Source organism: Pseudomonas abietaniphila (assembly GCF_039697315.1).
Lineage (GTDB): Bacteria > Pseudomonadota > Gammaproteobacteria > Pseudomonadales > Pseudomonadaceae > Aquipseudomonas > Aquipseudomonas abietaniphila_B.
Window position 1 is genome coordinate 1,247,745 of record NZ_CP155619.1, and the last position, 20,935, is coordinate 1,268,679.

Annotated in this window: 14 protein-coding genes and 3 tRNA genes; 4 read left to right on the forward strand and 13 right to left on the reverse strand. The window is 61.0% G+C overall.

From position 1 onward, the window contains the following. The first annotated feature begins 951 nt into the window (after positions 1–951). On the forward strand, positions 952–1,950 hold the full coding sequence (locus tag ABDX87_RS05505; protein WP_346833706.1) for a DUF1853 family protein: 999 nt from the start codon (positions 952–954) through the stop codon (positions 1,948–1,950). Here the strand turns inward: ABDX87_RS05505 and ABDX87_RS05510 are convergent. The 7 genes from ABDX87_RS05510 to ABDX87_RS05540 all read right to left on the reverse strand — a co-directional run bounded on the left by ABDX87_RS05510 (position 1,913) and on the right by ABDX87_RS05540 (position 11,343). After that, positions 1,913–3,196 carry an arsenic transporter gene (locus ABDX87_RS05510; RefSeq protein ID WP_346831967.1) on the reverse strand — a complete coding sequence of 428 codons (1,284 nt, stop codon included), beginning with the start codon at positions 3,194–3,196 and terminating at the stop codon, positions 1,913–1,915. The genes ABDX87_RS05505 and ABDX87_RS05510 overlap by 38 nt on opposite strands. Beyond that, positions 3,197–4,402 carry an MFS transporter gene (locus ABDX87_RS05515; protein WP_346831968.1) on the reverse strand — a complete coding sequence of 402 codons (1,206 nt, stop codon included), beginning with the start codon at positions 4,400–4,402 and terminating at the stop codon, positions 3,197–3,199. It lies immediately after the preceding gene. Positions 4,403–4,593: 191 nt separating this feature from the next. Then, positions 4,594–5,934, reverse strand: a complete 1,341-nt coding sequence (locus tag ABDX87_RS05520; RefSeq protein WP_346831969.1) for an MFS transporter — start codon at positions 5,932–5,934, stop codon at positions 4,594–4,596. Between the two features lie 262 nt (positions 5,935–6,196). Next, positions 6,197–7,105, reverse strand: a complete 909-nt coding sequence (locus ABDX87_RS05525; protein ID WP_346831970.1) for a 1-aminocyclopropane-1-carboxylate deaminase/D-cysteine desulfhydrase — start codon at positions 7,103–7,105, stop codon at positions 6,197–6,199. Between the two features lie 146 nt (positions 7,106–7,251). Then, positions 7,252–9,291, reverse strand: coding sequence for an NADPH-dependent 2,4-dienoyl-CoA reductase (locus tag ABDX87_RS05530; RefSeq protein WP_346831971.1), 2,040 nt, complete (start codon positions 9,289–9,291; stop codon positions 7,252–7,254). A gap of 260 nt (positions 9,292–9,551) precedes the next feature. Beyond that, on the reverse strand, positions 9,552–10,253 hold the full coding sequence (locus ABDX87_RS05535; RefSeq protein ID WP_346831972.1) for a DUF3053 domain-containing protein: 702 nt from the start codon (positions 10,251–10,253) through the stop codon (positions 9,552–9,554). Between the two features lie 172 nt (positions 10,254–10,425). Beyond that, positions 10,426–11,343 carry a hypothetical protein gene (locus ABDX87_RS05540; protein WP_346831973.1) on the reverse strand — a complete coding sequence of 306 codons (918 nt, stop codon included), beginning with the start codon at positions 11,341–11,343 and terminating at the stop codon, positions 10,426–10,428. A gap of 337 nt (positions 11,344–11,680) precedes the next feature. On the opposite strand from ABDX87_RS05540, the gene ABDX87_RS05545 reads away from it, so the two are divergent. The 3 genes from ABDX87_RS05545 (at position 11,681) to ilvA (ending at position 16,208) form a co-directional block, all read left to right on the forward strand. Further along, positions 11,681–12,832 (forward strand): nitrilase-related carbon-nitrogen hydrolase, encoded by a 1,152-nt coding sequence (locus ABDX87_RS05545; protein WP_346831974.1) that lies wholly within the window; start codon positions 11,681–11,683, stop codon positions 12,830–12,832. A gap of 3 nt (positions 12,833–12,835) precedes the next feature. Beyond that, positions 12,836–13,876 carry an AraC family transcriptional regulator gene (locus ABDX87_RS05550; protein WP_346831975.1) on the forward strand — a complete coding sequence of 347 codons (1,041 nt, stop codon included), beginning with the start codon at positions 12,836–12,838 and terminating at the stop codon, positions 13,874–13,876. Between the two features lie 817 nt (positions 13,877–14,693). After that, on the forward strand, positions 14,694–16,208 hold the full coding sequence (ilvA, locus tag ABDX87_RS05555) for a threonine ammonia-lyase, biosynthetic (protein ID WP_431061311.1): 1,515 nt from the start codon (positions 14,694–14,696) through the stop codon (positions 16,206–16,208). Between the two features lie 620 nt (positions 16,209–16,828). Here the strand turns inward: ilvA and ABDX87_RS05560 are convergent. From ABDX87_RS05560 to ABDX87_RS05585, 6 genes are all read right to left on the reverse strand, one after another. Then, the gene (locus ABDX87_RS05560; protein WP_346831976.1) at positions 16,829–17,692 is read right to left on the reverse strand and encodes a DUF2242 domain-containing protein; all 864 of its coding nucleotides are present in this window, start codon (positions 17,690–17,692) and stop codon (positions 16,829–16,831) included. A gap of 268 nt (positions 17,693–17,960) precedes the next feature. After that, a complete protein-coding gene (locus tag ABDX87_RS05565; protein ID WP_346831977.1) occupies positions 17,961–19,226 on the reverse strand; it encodes a 3-phosphoshikimate 1-carboxyvinyltransferase in 1,266 nt (421 codons plus the stop codon). A gap of 114 nt (positions 19,227–19,340) precedes the next feature. After that, on the reverse strand, positions 19,341–20,294 hold the full coding sequence (locus ABDX87_RS05570; RefSeq protein ID WP_346831978.1) for an NAD-dependent epimerase/dehydratase family protein: 954 nt from the start codon (positions 20,292–20,294) through the stop codon (positions 19,341–19,343). A gap of 149 nt (positions 20,295–20,443) precedes the next feature. Next, positions 20,444–20,520: transfer RNA gene (locus tag ABDX87_RS05575), tRNA-Asp, on the reverse strand. A gap of 128 nt (positions 20,521–20,648) precedes the next feature. Further along, positions 20,649–20,725, reverse strand: a tRNA-Asp gene (locus ABDX87_RS05580). Between the two features lie 88 nt (positions 20,726–20,813). Next, positions 20,814–20,889 (reverse strand) — tRNA-Val (locus tag ABDX87_RS05585). Positions 20,890–20,935 lie beyond the last annotated feature (46 nt).

Below are 20,935 nucleotides of genomic sequence, written 5' to 3' on the forward strand. Positions count from 1 at the left end.
CCGCAGGGTCGATGCACATAAAGAAGGCGATTATGGGCGAAGGGGTCGGGGGCGGCAAACCGACAAGCGTAATCGGCGCGATTACCAGGCGCTGATAGCGAGTTCTGCCTAACGGCAGAAGCGTTCCGCCTTCGGCGGGTTACTTGAAAAGACACCAAGTAACCAAGTGTCCTGGCTCCTGGCTTGGCCCTCCTGCGTCGGGTACCCGCACTCCGACGACGCTCCGTGGGCCTGCACCCAAGTCGCGCTTTGTGGTGTCTGGAATGTCGCGTACAAGAGCAACGCGGGCTGGAGCTAACGCTCTTCGCTTTCTTGGTTCGTACATCTACCTGTCGCACACCATCCTGTAGGAGCGCGCTTGCCCGCGATCTGCCGGGAACCGGCAGCAAGACCCGTGCATGCGGAGTGTCAGGCATAGTCGAGTCGCCTGATTTTGCTACCGCTGCGCGGCAGATCGCGGGCAAGGTGGAGCGCCACCCCGGTCGCTCCTAAGGCCTCCGGCCAGAATCAAAAGCGGCGACGCCATCTCAACCCCGCGTGATCATTTCACGCTCCGCGCGGGGATGCATGGTAAGACGCTCTGCGTCCAAGTCGACGCGGAGCGTCAATCGATGCGTTACCACGCGGAGCGTGGGAACGATCAACTGCTCTTGGCTCTGGCTTTTGATCTTCCTGCCTCGCCAGTCCAGACACCACAAAACGCGACTTGGGTGCAGGCTGAACGCAGGCGCCGTGGAGTGGGCCGAGCGGCATGGATGCCGCGAGAGCGCTGCCCGGACATGGATGTCCGTTCAGCGCGGACCCACGGAGCGTCGCCGGAGTGAGCAACCCGCCGAAGGCGGAACGCTTCTGCCGTTAGGCAGAATTCTGTCAACATAGCCGTGACTAATGATACGAGCCAATCCCGACCTGCACCGTGCCACGCACCACAACACCCGCTATTCTCCCCCAATGACCCCATTCCCCACCCTCGCCGCCCTGCCCCGTCAACTCCGTACGCCTCAAGTGCGCGACCTCGCATGGGCGATTCTTTCGCCGCCTATGCTTGCGGTAACCGAGTGGCCGCAGCGTCACCCCTTGAGCGGCAGCGACTGGGTGCAGCATCCCGAGGATTTGGCTGACTTCCTGCGCGCCCTCGATCAGGACAGCAGTGCATTGCTCGACTGGCTATCGAAAAGCTCGATCCGCCGTCTGGGTCTGTATTACGAACGCCTGTGGCACTTCGCAATCCGGCACGCGCCGGGCGTGGACATGATCGCCGCCAACCTGCCGATCCGGATCGAAGGCCGCACGCTGGGCGAACTGGATATGCTGCTGCGGGACCGGGATGGCGTTCACCACGTCGAACTGGCGGTCAAGTTTTACCTCGGGCCTCAGGACGGAAACGGTGAGGACCCGGCGCGCTGGCTGGGACCGGGCTCCCATGACCGGCTCGACCTGAAGCTTGCGCACCTCAACGAGCATCAGCTGCCAATTTCGGCGAGAGACGAAAGTCGTCAGGCGCTCGCGGCACTGGGCATTGAGTCGCTGGACGACCCTCCGCTCAAGGCTGAACTGTGGCTCGGCGGATACCTGCTCTACCCGTGGCCTCACCAAGCCGTTTCACCCGAGGGCGCCAATCAGGATCATCTGCGCGGGCGATGGTTGCACCAGAAGGATTGGCCGAGCTTCGCCGCCCGACATCCCGAAGGGCGCTGGCAACTGCTGCCTCGTCACGCCTGGCTGGGACCGGCGCGCTACGACGAGGCGTGGAGCGCCGGTGAGTTTCAGGCCTGGCTGGAGCAACTCGCGCCAATCGCCCCGGCGCAATTGCTTGTTCGCCTGATCGAGACGCCCGACGGTCATTGGGAAGAGGCCGAACGGCTCTTTCTGGTGTCTGACCTCTGGCCCGCTGATGCAGACGCGGGTGCGGTCACACACTCAATCTCAGCACCAGCGCCGCCAGCGTGATCAACAGCACCGGCAGTGTCAGCACGATGCCGACCCGGAAGTAATACCCCCAGCCGATGCTTACGCCTTTGCGCGCCAGCACGTGCAACCACAGCAAAGTGGCCAGACTGCCAATCGGCGTGATCTTAGGTCCCAAGTCGCTGCCAATGACGTTGGCGTAGATCATCGCTTCCTGAAGCGGGCCATGCGCCTGGCTGGCGTCGATCGACAGCAGGCCAATGAGCACGGTCGGAAGATTGTTCATCACCGAAGACAACAACGCCGTGAGCACGCCCGTCCCCATCGCCGCACCCCAAAGGCCATGTTCAGCAAACCGGTCCAGCCAGCCCGCGAGGTAGGTGGTCAGGCCTTCGTTGCGCAGCCCATAGACCACCAGGTACATACCCAGCGAGAAAATCACGATTTGCCACGGCGCGTCTTTCATCACCTTGCGTGTGGAAATCTTGTGGCCCTTGGCGGCAATGCCCAGCAGGATCGCCGCGCACACCGCCGAGATCGCGCTGATCGGAATGCCCAGCGGTTCCAGCGCAAAACAGCCCACCAGCAAGATTACCAACACCCACCAGCCCGCCAGGAACGTGGCGCGGTCGTGAATGGCAGAGCTCGGTTCAGCCAGTTGCGAGGCGTCGAACGTCTTGGGGATGTCGCGACGGAAGAACAGCATCAGCACCGCCAGGGTTGCAGCGACGCTAACCAGGTTCACCGGCACCATCACCGAGGCGTAGCGATTGAAGCCGATGCCGAAGTAGTCAGCGGAGACGATGTTCACCAGATTGGAGACCACCAGCGGCAGGCTTGCAGTGTCGGCAATGAAACCGGCGGCCATGACGAACGCCAATGTGGTCGCCGGTGAAAAGCGCAGCGCCAGCAGCATCGACATGACGATCGGCGTGAGGATCAACGCCGCGCCGTCGTTGGCGAACAAGGCGGACACCAACGCGCCCAGCAGCACGATGAACGCAAACAGCGAGCGGCCCTTGCCATTGCCCCAGCGCGCGACGTGCAACGCCGCCCAGTTGAAGAACCCGGCTTCATCGAGCAGCAGGCTGATGATAATCAGCGCAATGAACGTGCCCGTGGCGTTCCAGATGATGTGCCAGACCTGAGGAATGTCCGTCAGATGCACCACACCGAAGAGTAATGCCAGCACCGCGCCGAACGTCGCACTCCAGCCGACCCCCAGTCCTTTCGGCTGCCAGATGACTAAGGTGATGGTAACCAGGAAGATCAGGGCGGCTATGAGCATTTAACGTCGGGTTCTCGGGAGCAGGATGGCGAGGATGCCAAGCAACGGCAGGAATGAGCAAAGGGTGTAGACATAGACGATGCCGTGAAGATCCGCGAGGTGGCCTAATAATGCTGCACCAATGCCGCCAAAGCCGAACATCAGGCCGAAGAAGATCCCGGCGATCATGCCGACGTTGCCTGGAACCAGTTCCTGGGCGTAAACCACGATGGCCGAAAACGCCGAAGCGAGGATGAAGCCGATGATTACGCTCAGCACGCTGGTCCAGAACAGATCGGCGTATGGCAGCGCGATCGTAAACGGCGCGACGCCGAGAATAGAAAACCAGATCACCGCCTTGCGGCCGATCTTGTCGCCAATCGGGCCACCGAAAAACGTCCCCGCCGCCACCGCTGCAAGGAACATAAATAGGTGCAGTTGCGAGCTGGCCACGGTCAGCTGGAATTTATCGATCAGGAAAAAGGTGAAGTAGCTGGTGAAGCTGGCCATGTAGAAATACTTGGAAAACACCAGCAGCGCCAACACCACCAGTGCGCCGGTCACGCGGCCCTTGGACAGTCCGTGAGTCGCCGCCTGACCAGCCTTCAGCTTGAACAGCGCAAGGTGCTTTTTGTACCAGCGGCTGATGACGTACAGCAGCCCCACCGAGAACAAGGCGATCAGACCGAAGTACGCGATATGCCCCTGCCCGAACGGGATGATGATCGCGGCGGCCAGCAACGGCCCGATGGCTGAGCCACTGTTGCCCCCGACCTGGAAGCTGGATTGCGCCAGACCAAAACGTCCACCGGACGCCAGTCGGGCGATCCGCGACGCTTCGGGGTGGAAGGTCGACGAGCCGATGCCGATCAGACCGGCCGCCAGCAAGATCAGGGGAAAACTGCCCACGGTCGCGAGCATCAGCACACCCGCCAGAATGCACAGCGATCCTACCGGCAGCACCAGCGGGTTCGGGTGGCGGTCGGTGTAATAACCGACCCAAGGCTGCAGCAACGACGCCGTGACCTGAAACGTCAGGGTGATCAGCCCCACTTGAGTAAAACTCAAGCCGTACGACGTTTTGAGCATCGGATAGATCGACGGCAGGATCGACTGGATCAGGTCATTGAGCAGGTGCGCCAACGCCACGGCACCAATGATGCGCATGACCAGCGGACTGGATTGAGGGATCGTGGGGGTCGCGGTCGAGGGGCTGGTGACGGCCATCGGGTTCATCCATCGGACGGTTGAGCGCCGCACGCGAGATGATGACAAAAGATGTCGGCGGCATAAGGGGTCGCCAATGTGCCATTTTTTGGGGCAGTGATGCCATGTTTTGTTGCGAGTTTGCGGGGCTCATCTCATCAGACTCTTCTGTGGGAGTGAGCTTGCTCACTCCCACAGGGACGGCCCAAGCCCTAGGCGGCGGGCTGCATCGCTGGACGCCGGGCCAGGCTGCCGTCCACATCGTGCAGCGACACCTTCGAGGTCTCGGGCAATGCCAGACCGCCGACCAGCCCCAGAAGCGCGATCACAATCAGGTAGAACGCAGGCGACAGGTTGCTGCCCGTCAGGCCGATCAGCCAGGTCGCCATCAGGGGCGCGGTGCCGCCGAAGATCGTGTACGCCATGTTGTAGGTGATTGCCGAGGCGGTGTAGCGCGTGCGTGTCGGAAAGGTTTCCGACAGCAATGCCGCTGTCACCACATTACACAGGACGGCGCCGGTCGCCAGCAGCATCACCCCGACGATCGATCCGGTGAACGATCCGGAACTCGCCATCAGGAACGACGGATACACCACTACCGCCAGCAGGACACAGGCGGTAATCACTGTCGCCCGACGCCCGACCTTGTCGGAAAACGCCCCGGCCACCGGACACATCACTGCGGCAAAAAGCAAGGCAATCAGCGACACAAGCAACGCAGTCGCCCGGCTCAAACCACCCGCCACTTGCAGGTAGGTCGCGAAGTAGGTGGTGAACATGTAGAACGACAGCGCCGTCAGCGAAATGAATGCGCCTAAGGCGCAGATCGCCCCACCGTGATTGCGCAGGGTTTCCTTGAGCGGCGAATGCGCGACGGCGTGTTCCTCGGTGACCGCCTGGAACGCCGGGGTTTCGTCGAGCTTCCAGCGCAGATAAAGACCGACCAGCCCCAGTGGCGCGGCGACCAGAAACGGCAGACGCCAGCCCCAACTGCTCATGGCGTCGGCAGACAGCGAGGCCTCCAGCGCATACGCGAAAATCGCCGCTGCGGCGAACGCCGAGAAGGTCGAAACGGGCACGAAACTGCCGTACCACGCGCGTTTGCCCCGTGGGGCATGTTCCATCAGGTAGGCACAGGCACCGGCGTATTCGCCACCGGCCGAGAACCCCTGCGCGCAGCGGATGATCGTGAGCAACACCGGTGCCGTCACACCGATGGCGGCGTAGGTCGGTAGCAGCCCGATGATCGTGGTCGCCCCGGCCATCAGCAGGATGGTGAACGCCAGCGTGCGTTTGCGGCCGATCCTGTCCCCGAGCATGCCAAAGAACAACCCGCCCAACGGACGGAAAGCAAAGGCCACGGCAAACACCGCGAAGGTCTTGAGCAATGCCACGCTGGCATCGCCACTGGGGAAGAATTGCTGGGCAATGGTGGTTGCGAGAAACCCATACACGGCGAAGTCGAACCATTCGACGAAATTGCCGATCCCGGCCGCAACGATGACTTTTCTCAAAGTGGCAGGGTCAACCTGCTCAATGGCTGGAGTGGTCATGCAAACCTCGGCGCACGTAGGAAAGATCCGATTATCGGTACAGCGCCTGAGCCGCCTGACTCCAGAAGTGTCGCCGACATACTCAGGACCGACCTGTCGAGGTGTCTGGTCCGCAGGATTCGTGCCAGAGAGCGCGCGCGACGGGATAGGTATGCCCTCATTCTTTCGCCAAGCGACGAAACCCCGTGGGAGCGAATTCATTCGCGAGAGGCCGTAACATCCAGCACATCGCTGTCGGATGTAGCACCGCAGCACGAATGAATCAGCGTCCGCCCAAGCCCGCGACGAATGCTGTTTTTCCTTGAAGCCCGCCAGTGTGTACGAAGATCAGCCTGGAGCCCGCGGCAAAACGCCTAGCATCGACCGCCTGCCGCAACGCCAATAACGCCTTGCCGGTGTACAACGGTTCAAGCGGGATACCACTCTGCTGTTCACACTCAGCGATGAACACCATCAGCTCGGGATCGGCTTTGGCAAAGCCGCCTCGGCTGGCATCGAGCAATTCGTAACGCTGATCGTCGGACCCGCCGAGGATGGCCGGAATGTTCTGCGCAACGCCATGCCCCTCGGGCACTGCCATCGCCCCATACACCTTGTGCCCATCCGACTCCGCAAGCACAAGACCCGCCAATGTGGTTCCCGTACCGCAGGCCAGCCACCAGCCGTCGTAGTCCTCCCAGCCGAGATCAGCAAGCTGGCGGCGCGCCTGACTCACAATCTCGGCGCAGCCCAACGCGCCATCCAGCCCGCCACCGCCTTCTGGAACCGGATGCAGCTGTGGATAACGCTCACGCCACGGCGCCCAGAAATCCGGTTCATGCCGGGCGCGGTAACCGGCATAGCCCAGCCAGTGCAGCGCCATGCCGAACGCCTGCACATCGAGCATCGTAGGGGTTTGCACCGGATGCCCGCGCACCAGCCCGACCGTTGCAAAGCCAAACCGCTTCCCCGCTGCGGCCAGTGCGTGAAGGTGATTGGAATGCGCGCCACCTAGACTGATCAGCCCTTCAGCGCCGGCCTGGCTGGCGGCCGTCAGATGGTGTTTCAGTTTGAACCACTTGTTGCCACTGATCAGAGGGTCGATCAGGTCGAGGCGCTGGATGGCGACGTCGATGCGGGCTGCACGGAGCCAGTCGAGATGGAGGGGTTGCAGCGGGGCGGGAGGGAGCATGGCGATCGTTGATCAATCAAAGAAGGCGGAGTTTACCACCGCAACTGAGCCCTGCCGGGCTCAGTCCGCCTTGTTAGTCACGACCGCCGATGCGTGTAGGAGCGATCAGGGTGGCGTTTCTACAGGGTGAAGCGGGCATTCGCCCCTTACAGCTCTGCCGCCAGTCGCGAGCCCTGGTTGATCGCGCGCTTGGCGTCGAGCTCAGCCGCGACGTCGGCACCACCGATCAGGTGCACGCTCTGACCTGCGGCCTGCAAGCCATCGTACAGTTCACGCAGCGGGTCCTGGCCTGCGCAGATCACCACGTTATCCACCGGCAGCAACTTCTCCTCGCCCTCCGCGCCGATGCGGATGTGCAACCCGGCATCGTCGATCTTCAGGTATTCGACGCTGTTGAGCATCTGGACCTGCTTATTCTTGAGCCCCGTGCGATGAATCCAGCCAGTGGTTTTACCCAGGCCATCACCGACCTTCGAGGTCTTGCGCTGCAGCAGGAACACCTGACGTGCAGGCGCATGCGGATGAGGTCTGATCCCGGCGACACCACCGCGCGCCGACAACGCACCATCGATGCCCCACTCTTCCCAGAACGCGTCGCGGTCCAGACTGGTGGAGACGCCCTGATGCACGAGGAACTCGGAGACGTCGAACCCGATGCCACCCGCGCCAATCACCGCCACAGATTTGCCCACCGGTTTGCGCCCCAGAATCACGTCCAGATAGCTCAGCACCTTGGCGTTGTCGACGCCTGGAATGGTCGGAGTCCGAGGGGCGATACCGGTCGCCAGAATGACCTCGTCATACCCCTTGCCCACCAGGTCGTCGACCGCGACGCGGGTGTTCAAACGCACATCGACACCGGTGGTCTGGAGTTTGCGACCGAAGTAGCGCAGGGTCTCGTAGAACTCTTCCTTGCCCGGGATACGTTTGGCGATATTGAACTGACCGCCGATTTCGCCGGCCGAGTCGAACAGCGTCACGGCATGCCCACGCTCTGCGGCGACGGTGGCCGCTGCGAGACCCGCCGGACCGGCCCCAATCACCGCGATCTTCTTGATCTGCTTGACCGGCAGGTAGTTGAGCTCGGTTTCGTGACACGCGCGCGGGTTGACCAGGCAACTGGTGAGCTTGCCACCGAAGGTGTGATCCAGGCACGCCTGGTTGCAACCGATGCAGGTGTTGATTTCGTCACCGCGACCGGCCGCGGCCTTGTTGACGAAATCGGCGTCCGCGAGAAATGGACGCGCCATGGACACCATGTCGGCATCGCCTTCGGCCAGCACCTGCTCAGCGATTTCCGGCGTATTGATGCGGTTGGTGGTGATCAGCGGAATCGACACCGAACCGCGCATCTTCGCGGTCACCTTGGCGAACGCCGCACGCGGCACCTTGGTGGCGATGGTGGGAATACGCGCCTCGTGCCAGCCGATGCCGGTGTTGATCAGGGTTGCGCCAGCCTGTTCGATGGCCTTGGCCAACTGCACCACTTCTTCCCAGGTGCTGCCGCCTTCGATCAGATCAAGCATCGACAAGCGATAGATGATGATGAAGTTCGCGCCAACGGCCTCGCGCACCCGACGCACGATGTCCACCGGCAGGCGCATACGGTTTTCGTAGCTGCCGCCCCAGCGGTCGGTCCGGTGGTTGGTGTGCGCCACGAGGAACTGGTTAATGAAATAGCCTTCCGAGCCCATGATTTCGACACCGTCGTACTCGGCGGTCTGGGCCAGGGTCGCGCAGGTCACGAAGTCCTGAATCTGCTTCTCGATGCCCTCCTCATCCAGTTCCTTGGGCTTGAACGGGTTGATCGGCGCCTGAATCGCGCTGGGCGCAACCTGCTTGGGGCTGTAGGCATAACGGCCCGAGTGCAGAATCTGCATGCAAATTTTGCCGCCAGCCTCGTGAACGGCCTTGGTGACAATGCGATGGTGATCGGCCTCTTCAGGCGTGGTCAGCTTGGCTGCGCCGGAATACACCCCGCCTTCGGCATTGGGCGCGATCCCGCCCGTGACCATCAGGCCGACACCGCCACGCGCCCGCTCGGCAAAGTAGGCCGCCATCCGCTCAAAGCCGCCCGGCTTCTCTTCAAGACCGGTGTGCATGGAGCCCATCAACGTGCGATTGCGCAGGGTCGTGAAGCCCAGATCCAGGGGAGCGAGCAAATGCGGGTAGTGTGCGGCGGCCATAAAAACTCCATCGAGCATCATCACGGGACGCGAGCACTCTGTGGCGCTCGTCGAATGGGTCAGGGACTTTAACGGTAACCCTGTTCATGACGCAGACAGTAAACAGCCCAAGGGTCACGCTCAATGACTGAAAGTGACAAGTTAATGATCGAGATGCGCAGCGGATCACCCATTAAGGCGCAATGACTTGGATTATCCGAATAGAGAGGCAGAGGCTGGCCTTGGGGCAAGGCCAGCGTAAACATTCAACAGCGAGGGGATCAACGACCCAGCATGACCGTTTGCATTCGCGCCTGGGCTTTTTGAACGCTCTGGGCTTGTGCGTTCAGGTCCTGCAACAGCGCGTTCAGTTCCGCCTGCACTTTGGCGTCCTGAACCTTGACCACCGCGCCATTGATTTCAATCTGCGCCTTATGGGCATCGACGTAATCGGCCACCTTCAAACTGCTGTCCAGAGTGCTGTTGATCTGAGGCACTACGCTCAGGAATGCAGTGGCGGGGACAGTCACGGTCCGGTCATACGCGCTGTCGTAAACCGCTTTCAGGTCTTCAGGCTGTTTGAGCTGGGCATGGGCACTGTCGGCCTTGGCCTGTTGCGCCTTCAGTTGCGTGGCCATGTCGTTCAAACCGCTTTGCACCGCCTTGAGGTCGTCACGGCGCGAAACCACATCGCCCAACGAGCGCACGGCGCTTTTCTGGACAAGAGTGCCCAACGGTTTGACGCTGGCGTCCATGTCGCTGTTGAAATCAGTGATCACCGCGTAGTGGGTTACATACTCGCCAAACGACTTCGATTCATCGGCCGTCAGTTTGGGCACATGAACCCCCGGTTTGTCGACGATGCGAGTCTGCAGAAATTGCTTGAATGCGGCGCGCTGGTCAGGCTCGCTGCTGCCGCAAGCGGCCAGTGCGAGCGGAAGCGCGATGGCGAGCAACCAGTGAGGGCGGAACGAGACGTTCATGTCGGTAAATCTCCAGGCAGTGAATAAACCCGTGGCAGCCGAGTGCCGCACACGAGCGGGTGATGAATGAGGCGGGGTCACGCTTCGAAAGGTTGCCGATGCACTGGCGACCTGCGAGCGACTGAAAGGTCGGTGCTATCCACCCGTTCCGTCGCTCAACTCAATACCGGATTCAGAGCAATACCGGCGCAGTCTGCTGAAGATCCGAAGCCGTCTCTTCCATCAACAGTCTCACCGTGCTGAGGAACAGGTCATGGCTCAGGATGCCGGTGGCGACGGTCGACAGCACGACCTTCCCTGACTCATCCTTGATCACGACCTTTTCGCTCCAGGCGCTCAGGTCAACGGTGCGCAGCGTAGCCACTGGCACTTGGCTGTCCTGGAGGTGCAGGACGTCGCGGGACACTCGGATCGGCAGCGTCTTCACGTTCAGGAAATCGCCGCCCATGCGTTTGCGCCATACCTGCGCGGAGTCGATGTAATTGAACGTCACGCTGCCGCCGGTCTGGAGCGTATGCAGCACCTCTGGCTGCCGGGCATTGAGATAGAGTTCGCGGAACAATTGCTGGAAATCCTGGAAGCCTTTGAGCGCTTCGATCACGCGATGGAAAGGTTCGCTTGCGTTGCGACGAATCGCCAGATTGGTCACCAGCCCCGTGAATCCCGTCTGCCCCGAACCGAACAGGTAGAGGTCTTCGATCTCGGTGAACGCCAGATAGGTTTTCTTGCCGTGGGTGATGTGGGCGATGCCGCGCTCATACAGCTCGTAGCGGCTCTGACGCGATTTCTTGTGCCACGCATGGACACCGAATGCTCCCAGGCCGAGGACCGCCAGGAAAGCGCTGGTGCAGTAAATCAGCAGGGTGGCGCTGGAAAACTCAAGCGCGCTGCCGCGTTGGGTCGTGAGCGTGACTGGCCCCGAACCGCTGACGGGGAGCAAGGTGCTCAGGTACAGCACGAAACCGGCCATGCCGAGCATGACCACGCCGAACACCAGAAGAAAAATCAGAAAGCCTGTGCCGTACTGAAAACGGGCGACCAGCTCGCCGGTGGCCGGCTCAGTGGTTGAGGTCGTTGAGGTCGTTGGCATGAGTGTTTTACGTCCCTGTCGTGGTGAATGAAGCCGCGCCGTCCGAATAGGCTTCGCCGTCTGACCGGCGCTGTAAGCGTGTCGCTCGCGGCTGCAAACCGCCGCTGAACGTGAGGCTAGATAGCCTGCGGAACAATAAATTCCCTTTGGATCCTATTTTTTTGTCGTTTTGAGAAACGTCGCTCATTCAGCGAGTCGAAAATCGCGCCCCTGGCCTCTAAACCCGCGCTGCCCCATGCAATGCCGCCGAATTATCGTTAAACCGCTGTTTTGTCGTATCCTGCCCGCCTCTCGATTCCGCATCCGCTATCTTCATCAGGGCAATCATCCGTCCCCCATGCGAAAAGTTCTTGGCACGTTCATCACAGTGGTATTGGCGATCCTTCTCGTCAGTTATGCGCTGTGGACGAGCAAGCGACATGCCGGCCACTACCTCACAGACCTGCGCATTCAGCTGGTGATCAACGATGGCCAACCCGGCGGGCACGGCAACCTGCTGGGCATTCAACCTGAATTGTTCCCGTCGGATTATTCGAGCCTCAAGCGCCTGCACCGCAAGCTCGCGGCCTATCTGGAGCAGGCTCGGGAGCGAGGTCTGCTCAACGACAAAACCGTCGTCGTACTGCCCGAACACATCGGCACGTGGCTGCTGGCGGTGGACGAAAAATCGCAGTTCTACGAGGCGACGACCATCGAAGAGGCCATGAACTGGCTGTCATTCAGCAACCCGTTGCTGTTCCTCGACGCCCTGTTTCACACCCGTGGTGAAAGCTGGCTGGATGACGTGCACTTGCGCATGAAGTCGCGCAGCATGGCGCGCGATTATCAGACGGTCTTTGGAGGGCTGGCCAAAGAGTTCGGCGTGACGCTGGTGGCCGGCTCCATCGTGTTACCCAACCCGAAAGTGCAGGACGGGCAGCTACTGGTCGGCACCGGCGCGCTGTACAACAGCAGCGTGGTATTCGGACGTGACGGCGTGCCGATGGGTCAGCCGCAACGGCAACTCTTCCCCAACCGGTATCAGCGCGGCTACATCCGCGCCGGTAAAAAAGCGCCGCTGAACGTCGTCGAAACGCCAGCCGGCCGCCTCGCCACACTGATCGGCAGTGACAGCTGGTATCCGGATAACCACAACCGCCTGGACGAGAGCGGAGCCGAGTTGATCGCCGTCCCGGCCTTCGTCGCAGGCACTGGCAGTTGGTCGCAGCCTTGGCGGGACGATAAACACGAAGCGCTCGCGGCGCATCTGCAACTCGGAACACAGCCCTTGAGCGAAGGCGACGCCTGGCAACGCCTGACCCTTGCTCCGATGACGCGCGTCAAAGCCGGCATCAGCGTCTTCATGCGCGGTCAGTTCTGGGATCAAGGCAGTGCTGGTCACAGTTTTGCCAGCCGGGGCGGCCAGAGCATCGCCGAACAATCCGTCAGCGCCGCGCCCAAGGGCGCCAAGCCCGGGCATGGGGCGCGCCTGATCAACCTGTGGTTGTGACTGGTGAACGCGCCCCGGGTCCGCCTCGGTGATCTGTCGGTCGGCTTCGTTCATGGCCTGGCCGGTGCCATCCGTGACTTGGGCCACGACCCGCAACCACTGCTCGATCAATTCGGTCTGGACCCGGCGCGGTTGGCGGAAGTCGGCGCAAGACTCTCGATTCCGCGCTACATGCGCCTGGGCCATGCGGCGATTCAACTGACCGGCACGCCGGCCCTGGGGCTGCGCATGGGGCGTTCGAGCCGGTTGAGTCAGGCTGGACTGGCCGGTGTGACGGCGGCTCAGGCGCCCACGGTAAGAGAGGCGGCGCGCACACTGATCCGTTTCGAGCCGTTGTACGGTTCCAATTATCGCGGGCAGTCGAGCTTTCACGAGGACAGCGAAGGCGCATGGCTGCGCTTCTATTCCATCAGCCCTTACAACGACTACAACCGTTTTGTCGTGGATTCGATTCTCGCGGGCTGGCTGCATCAGCTCTCTACACTGGCGGGCACAGAGGTCCTTGCCGAAAAAATCGAGATTGAATTCGACGCCCCTGCCTACGCCAGTGAATATGGCGCGCTGAGTGAAGAACCCGTGAGTTTCGAGGCGGGCGTCAACCAATTGCGTCTGAGCCAGCGCGTGCTCGGGCTGCGCAACCCGGATCATGTTCCTGGCACGTGGCGGCAGTTGCTGCAGCTGTGTGAGCGGGAACTGGAACAACTCACGCGCACCCGCAGCCTGCGTGAACGCATCACTCAGTTGCTGGGACCGTTGTTGAATGGTGGGCGGGAACCGGATCTGGAGGAAGTGGCAGCACGACTGAAGCTGCCCACCTGGACCCTGCGCCGCAAACTGGCGGAAGAAGGCACGCGCTTTCGCGCGATTCTCAATGACACTCGGCGAGATCTTGCGATGACCTATATCCGTGACACGGAACTGGCCTTTGGCGAGATCGCCTACTTGCTGGGTTTTGCGTCGGCCGAAGCCTTTCAACGCGCCTTCAAACGCTGGAACGGTCAGACCCCGGGAGAGTTCCGCCGCAGCCAACGTCATTCAGCCTGAGCGATGCTTAAAGCTCCGTAGCGTCGTCGGCGGGTTCAAGCGGATCAAGTTCGTAAGCCTGATATTCCAGCAGTTCTTCCTGATAATCATCCATCACTCATGCCCTCGTGGCTGTTCTCTTTCGTCTCAGTAGTCTTTTTCTGTCGTTTCAGCGACTGGTTTCACTGACCACGACCTTCACCCTAAAGTGCCGTCATGAAGGATAAATGAACGCTTCTTGAACAATAGACGAGGTGAACGCGGAAGCATTTACCGGCGCATCCGTGTCAAGGCTCTAGGGCGCGGTCCATGGCCAGTTGTTGAAATGTTTAGCTCAAGACCAAAAATCGTGCAAGTGGTCAGGAAATTCCTACGCCCATGGGTCACGCATCTGTAGGCGCGTGGCGTGTCCCGCGATCGGCTGCGCAGCAGTCGTCAACGGTGAAATACGGTGTATCAGGCAGATAGCACTTCATCCTTTTGCTGCCGGTTCCCGGCAGATCGCGGGACAAGCCGCGCTCCTACAGGTGCCAGCTCTTGACGTACCTGTCCTGTTCGCCATAGTCTTCGGGTCATGAACGTTACCCAGCATTTCTTCGGCCAGATAATTATTACCGCCATTCCAGTCATGGCGGGTTAGCCGACGTTTGCACCGAACCCGCCCTAGAGGCGGGTTTTTTCTCTCTGTCTCCCGGGCCCAAATCTCGAATCAGGAGTCAGACATGATCATCATCCGCCCTTCCCTCGCCGTCTTCTTGTCACGCCTGATCATCGCCACCCCTTCGACGAGGCCGACACGATGAACCAGATGCTCGAGAAAACGCTGGCCCAAGGCGACCTGCTCAATCACTACGTCAAAAAAATCCTCACCTCGCGCGTCTACGACGTGGCCGTGGAAACCCCGCTGCACGGCGCTCGTCAGCTGTCCGAGCGGCTGGGCAACCAGGTGTTGCTCAAGCGCGAAGACCTGCAGCCGGTGTTCTCCTTCAAGATTCGTGGCGCCTACAACAAGCTGGCCCAGTTGAGCCCGGAAGAACTGGCGCGGGGCGTGGTCACGGCGTCGGCGGGCAACCATGCGCAAGGCCTGGCGCTGGCGGCGAAGACCCTGGGGGTGTCGGCCACCATCGTGATGCCCAAGACCACCCCGGAGATCAAGGTCGAAGGCGTGCGCTCGCGCGGCGGCAAGGTGGTGCTGCACGGCGACTCGTTCCCGGAGGCGCTGGCGTATTCGCTGAAGCTGGTCGAGGAAAAAGGCTACGTCTACATCCACCCTTACGACGATCCAGACACCATCGCCGGGCAAGGCACGGTGGCCATGGAAATCCTGCGTCAGCACCCGGGCCAACTGGACGCGATCTTCGTGCCGGTGGGCGGCGGCGGGCTGATCGCCGGCATCGCGGCGTACGTGAAATACCTGCGTCCGGAGATCAAGGTGATCGGCGTCGAACCCGACGACTCCAACTGCCTGCAACAGGCCATGGCCTATGGCGAGCGGGTCGTGCTGCAGCAGGTCGGGCTGTTTGCCGACGGCGTGGCCGTGGCGCAGATCGGCCAGTACACCTTCGACATCTGCAAGGATTACGTTGATGAGGTGATCACGGTCAGCACCGACGAGATCTGCGCGGCGATCAAGGACATCTACGACGACACCCGCTCGATCACCGAGCCAGCGGGCGCGCTGGGCGTGGCCGGGATCAAGCGCTACACCGAGCAGTATGGCGTCAGCGGCCAGACCTTCGTCGCCATTGATTCAGGCGCCAACGTCAATTTCGACCGCCTGCGCCACGTCGCCGAGCGCGCCGAGCTGGGCGAAGGCCGCGAAGCGATCATTGCCGTGACCATTCCCGAGCAGCCGGGCAGTTTCAAGGCGTTCTGCGAGGCCATCGGCAAGCGCCAGATCACCGAATTCAACTACCGCTACCACACCGACCGCGAGGCGCACATCTTCGTCGGCGTGCAGACGCATCCTGAGAACGATCCGCGCAAGGCGTTGATCGCCAGCCTGACCGCGCAAGGCTTCCCGGTGTTGGACCTGACCGACAACGAACTGGCCAAGCTGCACCTGCGGCACATGGTCGGTGGGCATTCGGAGCGGGTCAGCGATGAAGTGGTGTTCCGCTTCGAATTCCCCGAGCGGCCGGGCGCGCTGTTCAACTTCCTCAACAAGCTGGGCGGCAAATGGAACATCTCGATGTTCCACTACCGCAACCACGGCGCAGCGGACGGGCGCGTCGTCGCGGGTCTGGTGGTGCCGGAGGATGAACGGCATCTGGTGCCCAAGGCACTGGCGGAGATTGGTTATCCGTACTGGGATGAGACGAACAACCCGGCGTACAAGTTGTTTCTCGGCTGACAGGGATCTACTTCTTTTGTAGGAGCGCGCTTGCCCGCGAGTGCGGTGAGTCAGTGAACACATCCATGACTGATATACCGCATTCGATGCCGTCGTAACCTCCGACGTCTCCCACAGGGACCGTATAGGCCCAGAGCCCTTGGTTGTCGCAAGACTTGTGACTGCCGCAGAACCTGTGGTTGCCTCAAATGTGTGGCTGGCGCAAACCTGGGGTGTCTCAAAATGTGGCTGGTGCAAAATCTGTGGGAGCTGCTGGAGGTTACGACAGTGGCGAATGCGGTGGGTCAGTGAACACATCCATGACTGACATACCGTATTCGCTGCCGTCGTAACCTCCGACGTCTCCCACAGGGACCGTACAGGCCCAGAGCCCTTGGTTGTCGCAAGACTTGTGACTGCCGCAGAACCTGTGGTTGCCTCAAATGTGCGGCTGGCGCAAACCTGGGGTTGCCTCAAATGTATGGCTGCCGCAAACCTGTGGGAGCTGCTGGAGGTTACGACAGTGGCGAATGCGGTGGGTCAGTCATAACACCGGAGACTGTTACACCGCCTACCCTGATCTCGCAACCTTCGACCTTTCCCACAGAGAGCGTTTAGAGAACCAAACGTGTGATTGGACCTCACTGCGCCGGCGTCACTGCCTCAGGTGCTGGCTCGCCAGCGGGAGCCGGCTCCTGCGCCGGTGTCGGTGCAGGCGTTTCAACAGGGGCAGCGGTTTCAGCCTTCAGCGGTTCAGGCTCTGCGGGGGCTGGCATGGGTTCGCTGCTTTGCTCGGCAGCCGCCGCAGGCGCTGTGGCCGGGGTGGCAAGCGGTGCAGGTGCGGCGGCGGGAGCAGCCGCAGGCGCTGCTGTCGCTGGCTTCTGCTCGGTCAACGCCGCCGCTTTTGCTGCGGGCGCAGGTTCCGGCATGCCCATATCAGCCTTGGGTTTATCTTCGATGTGCGCAGCTTTCTTCACTTCAGGCGGCAGGAAGTTTTCCACCAACGCGAAGAAACGATCGTAGAACTTGGACGAAGACACCGTTTCACTGGCCACCTTGACCATCGAATCGTCCGTAGACCCGATCGGCATCGACACCGAACCCAGCACACCGACACCCAGACTCGCCGAGTTATTCACCTTTTTCAGCGCGTAACGATCCTGAAGGGCGTTGGCAAACATGGTGGCTTTGCCGTCAGCATTGCCATCAGCCGCACAGACTACGCTGAAGCTGATCTCCATGTGTGTCTCGCCGGTCTGCTGGAAGCTCTTGTGGCCGCTGATCATTTTCGGATCACTGCTGGTGATGATGTAACCCTGGCTCAGCAGCGCCCGGCGTCCTGCCTCGCAGGTGGCGGAATCGGAGACGGGGTAGTTGCGCGAGAATGTCCCGGCGTCGTCGAAGTTTTCATGCTCATAGACAGTAGGCTTCTTTGACGAGCAGCCTGCGGCGGCCAGCAGGGCAAGAACCCAGCATGCGGTACGAAAGCTCAGTAATTTAGACATCAAACATCCCGGGGAAAAAGGTCGACAGAACAGTGGACCGGAGAAATCGCCGGTAAGTCTGCAACAAGCCTTGCATCGGATCAACGCAGAGTTTGCAACCAGGTGGATACATCCTGACGCGCAGAAGCGCTTGGCAGAGCCTGCGACGGGCTGCGTGGGGGTTTTCACGGCCGTTTGGCTCCCCCAACAGCGCGGCCGAGAAAACGCCCAGCGGACACAGGAATCGACTGACGGTCGTGGTTCTCATGCGCGCCATGGGTAACAGCCTTCAGATCTCGCCGTGCTCCATGCGCACGCCGAGGAATTCAAGGGCACGCCAGTAACCCGGGTAGGTCTTGCCCACGCAGTCAGGGTCCTGAATACGCACGCCCGAGACTTTTAGCCCCGCGAGGGCAAAACACATGGCGATGCGGTGGTCTGAGTGCGTGTTGATCAACGCGTTGCTGCTGGTCCCGGCCAACCCGGGATCCGCCGCGACCAGCAAATCATCGCCCTCCACCGTCGCAAGGCCAGGACGCACCTGATTCAGACCGTCGTGCAGGGCCTGAACCCGGTCGCACTCCTTCACGCGCAGGTTGGCCAGATCCACGAACCGCACCGGCGTTTTATTGAACGCTGCCAACACTGCCAACGTAGGGATCGCATCCTGCATCTGCGAGCCGTTGATGACCGCCGGCATGTTCGGGAACTGGGCGATCACGTCCATTGCCTTGGCATCGGGCTGGGTGAACGCTTCGGCAGCGACCCCCAGATCGATCTTCCCCGCAGTCAGCGCTTCAGCCGCCCACAGGTAGGTCGCGGCTGAAGCATCGGGCTCGATCTGATAATCGCACGCGGTGTAACCGGTGGGCGAAACACGCCAAAGCGCTTCGTCAACGACCTCCACCTCGGCACCGAACGCGCGCATGCAGGCAATGGTCAGGTCGATGTACCCGCGAGCGCCGATCTCTTTACCGGTCAGCGCCACTTCAATCGGCGCATCACCACAGGCGGCAACCATCAGCAATGCCGAGACGTACTGACTCGACAGACCGCCATCAATTTCAAAGCGCGTGGCCTTGATCGAACCGCTGCCATGGATGACCACGGGCGGACAACCCGTGGCGCTCTCGGCGTTCAGACCGCCCTTGCGCAAAGACTCCAGCAGCGGACCAATAGGACGCTTCTGCATGTAATGGTCGCCATCCAGCGTCACGCTGCCGTTGACGGTACACACCGCAGCGGTGAGAAAGCGCACGGCCGTGCCGGCATTCCCCAGAAACAGCGGTCCTTCAGGCACCTGCAAACGGCCACTGCTGGTTACCACGAAACTGGTGTCATCCGGTTCTTCGATGGTGACGCCCATCTGCCGCAAGGCATTGGACATGTGTCGTGTGTCGTCGCTTTTAAGTGCGCCGCGCAGGTGGCTGGTGCCTTTGGCCAGCGCCGCCAGCAACAAAGCACGGTTGGTGATCGACTTGGAGCCAGGTGGCGCAACGTGCCCCGTCAACGGAACACCCGGCGGGATCACAGTGATGGTTTGGTTCATGCCCATGGGTCCAGCTCTCCAGGTTCGAAGTCAGCGCGGCTTAACAAGCCGGCAATGATGTCATTTATCCGTGCACTCTGCAGTATCGAGTTAACGCCCGCGACAAGGGCTTGATCGACGCTACACCGCTTTCCCCGAATCCAGGCGGTATTCCCGCCCCACCTCCATCAGCGATCGCAGCGTATCGGGGTCGGGTTGATAGCCCAGCAATTCTCTGGCCTTGGAACAATCAACGGTCAGTGATCCGCACAGCTGGGTATACAAATCGCCCTTACCCATCAGTTTGAGCAATCCTCCCAGCAGCATGGGGGGAACCGGGATCGACCACTGTCGTTTCTGCATCCCCTGGGCAAGCGCGTCAAGTATCTGCGGGGTAGACACGTCAGTGCCATCGCTGGCGAGGAACAGTTGCCCAGCGGCCTTGGGGTGCTGTGAAGCCAACGCGATCAGGCGGGCCAGGTTATCGATGGACACGATGCTTCTGGCATTGCGTACCGAGCCAAACGGGCTGGGAATGCCTTTATCCACCACCTTCAGCAAGGTTCTGAAGTTACCGGGGGCTTGCGCGCCGTAGACCAGGGGCGGGCGAATAATCACCAGCTCCATGACCTCTGACCGGACGAGCGCTTGCAACCCTTGTTCGGCGTCCAGTTTGGAGCGGGCGTAATGTGCGACCGGCCGAGGCACAGAGGTCTCGGTGAAACGCTGGCCGCCGGATTCGTTGCCGTTGACCCCGATCGAACTGATGAAAACGAAGCGTCCGACGCCCGCCGCCATCGCCATGCGCGCCAATTCCAGCGTCGCATCACAGTTCACTGCCCGGTAGAGATCTGCAGTGTCACCCTGCTTGTTCAGCACATGCGCCCTGCCCGCGAGGTGCACGATGCAATCGACCGAACCGAGGCAGCCCCCGACCGCGTTCGGATCAGTAAAGTCAGCGGCACGGTAGTCGACGCCCGGTACGCTTCCTTCTCCGGACCGGGACACACCGATCACGGAGTGCCCGTCACCGACCAGCCACTCACACAGCCGGGTGCCGATGAATCCAGTGGCTCCCGTAACAAGAATCCGCATGGTTCGAAACTCGATATCCCTAAAGGGAGTGCATGATAAACGCAGAAGTCGTGGCGAGACGGCCGCCCACTTTTCGCAGGCACAAAAAAAGCGACCCAAGGTCGCTTTCTTTGTCGCTTCAAGGAGTTCAAGGGCCTTGAAGCTATGTATGGCGCAGCGGACGGGACTCGAACCCGCGACCCCCGGCGTGACAGGCCGGTATTCTAACCGACTGAACTACCGCTGCGTGTCGCACAGACTTGCATCTGTTTAACTCTGTTGAAACCGGCTTTTTAGAAGCCTGCTTCGTATAACACTGATTGATTGCCTTGGCGTTCAATCTCAAACCGGACTCAATATCCGATCTGGAAAATATGGCGCAGCGGACGGGACTCGAACCCGCGACCCCCGGCGTGACAGGCCGGTATTCTAACCGACTGAACTACCGCTGCGCAGTGGTGGACTTGCGTCCTGCTGAATCTCAGTAACCTTCAGCGTGTCTTCCAAACTTCGTAGCGTCAGCTACTCAGCGCTCAACGATGGTGGGTGATGACGGGATCGAACCGCCGACATTCTGCTTGTAAGGCAGACGCTCTCCCGGCTGAGCTAATCACCCTTTGCTTCGCTGAGGCCGCGAAATTTACGCAGGTACCGAACCTAAG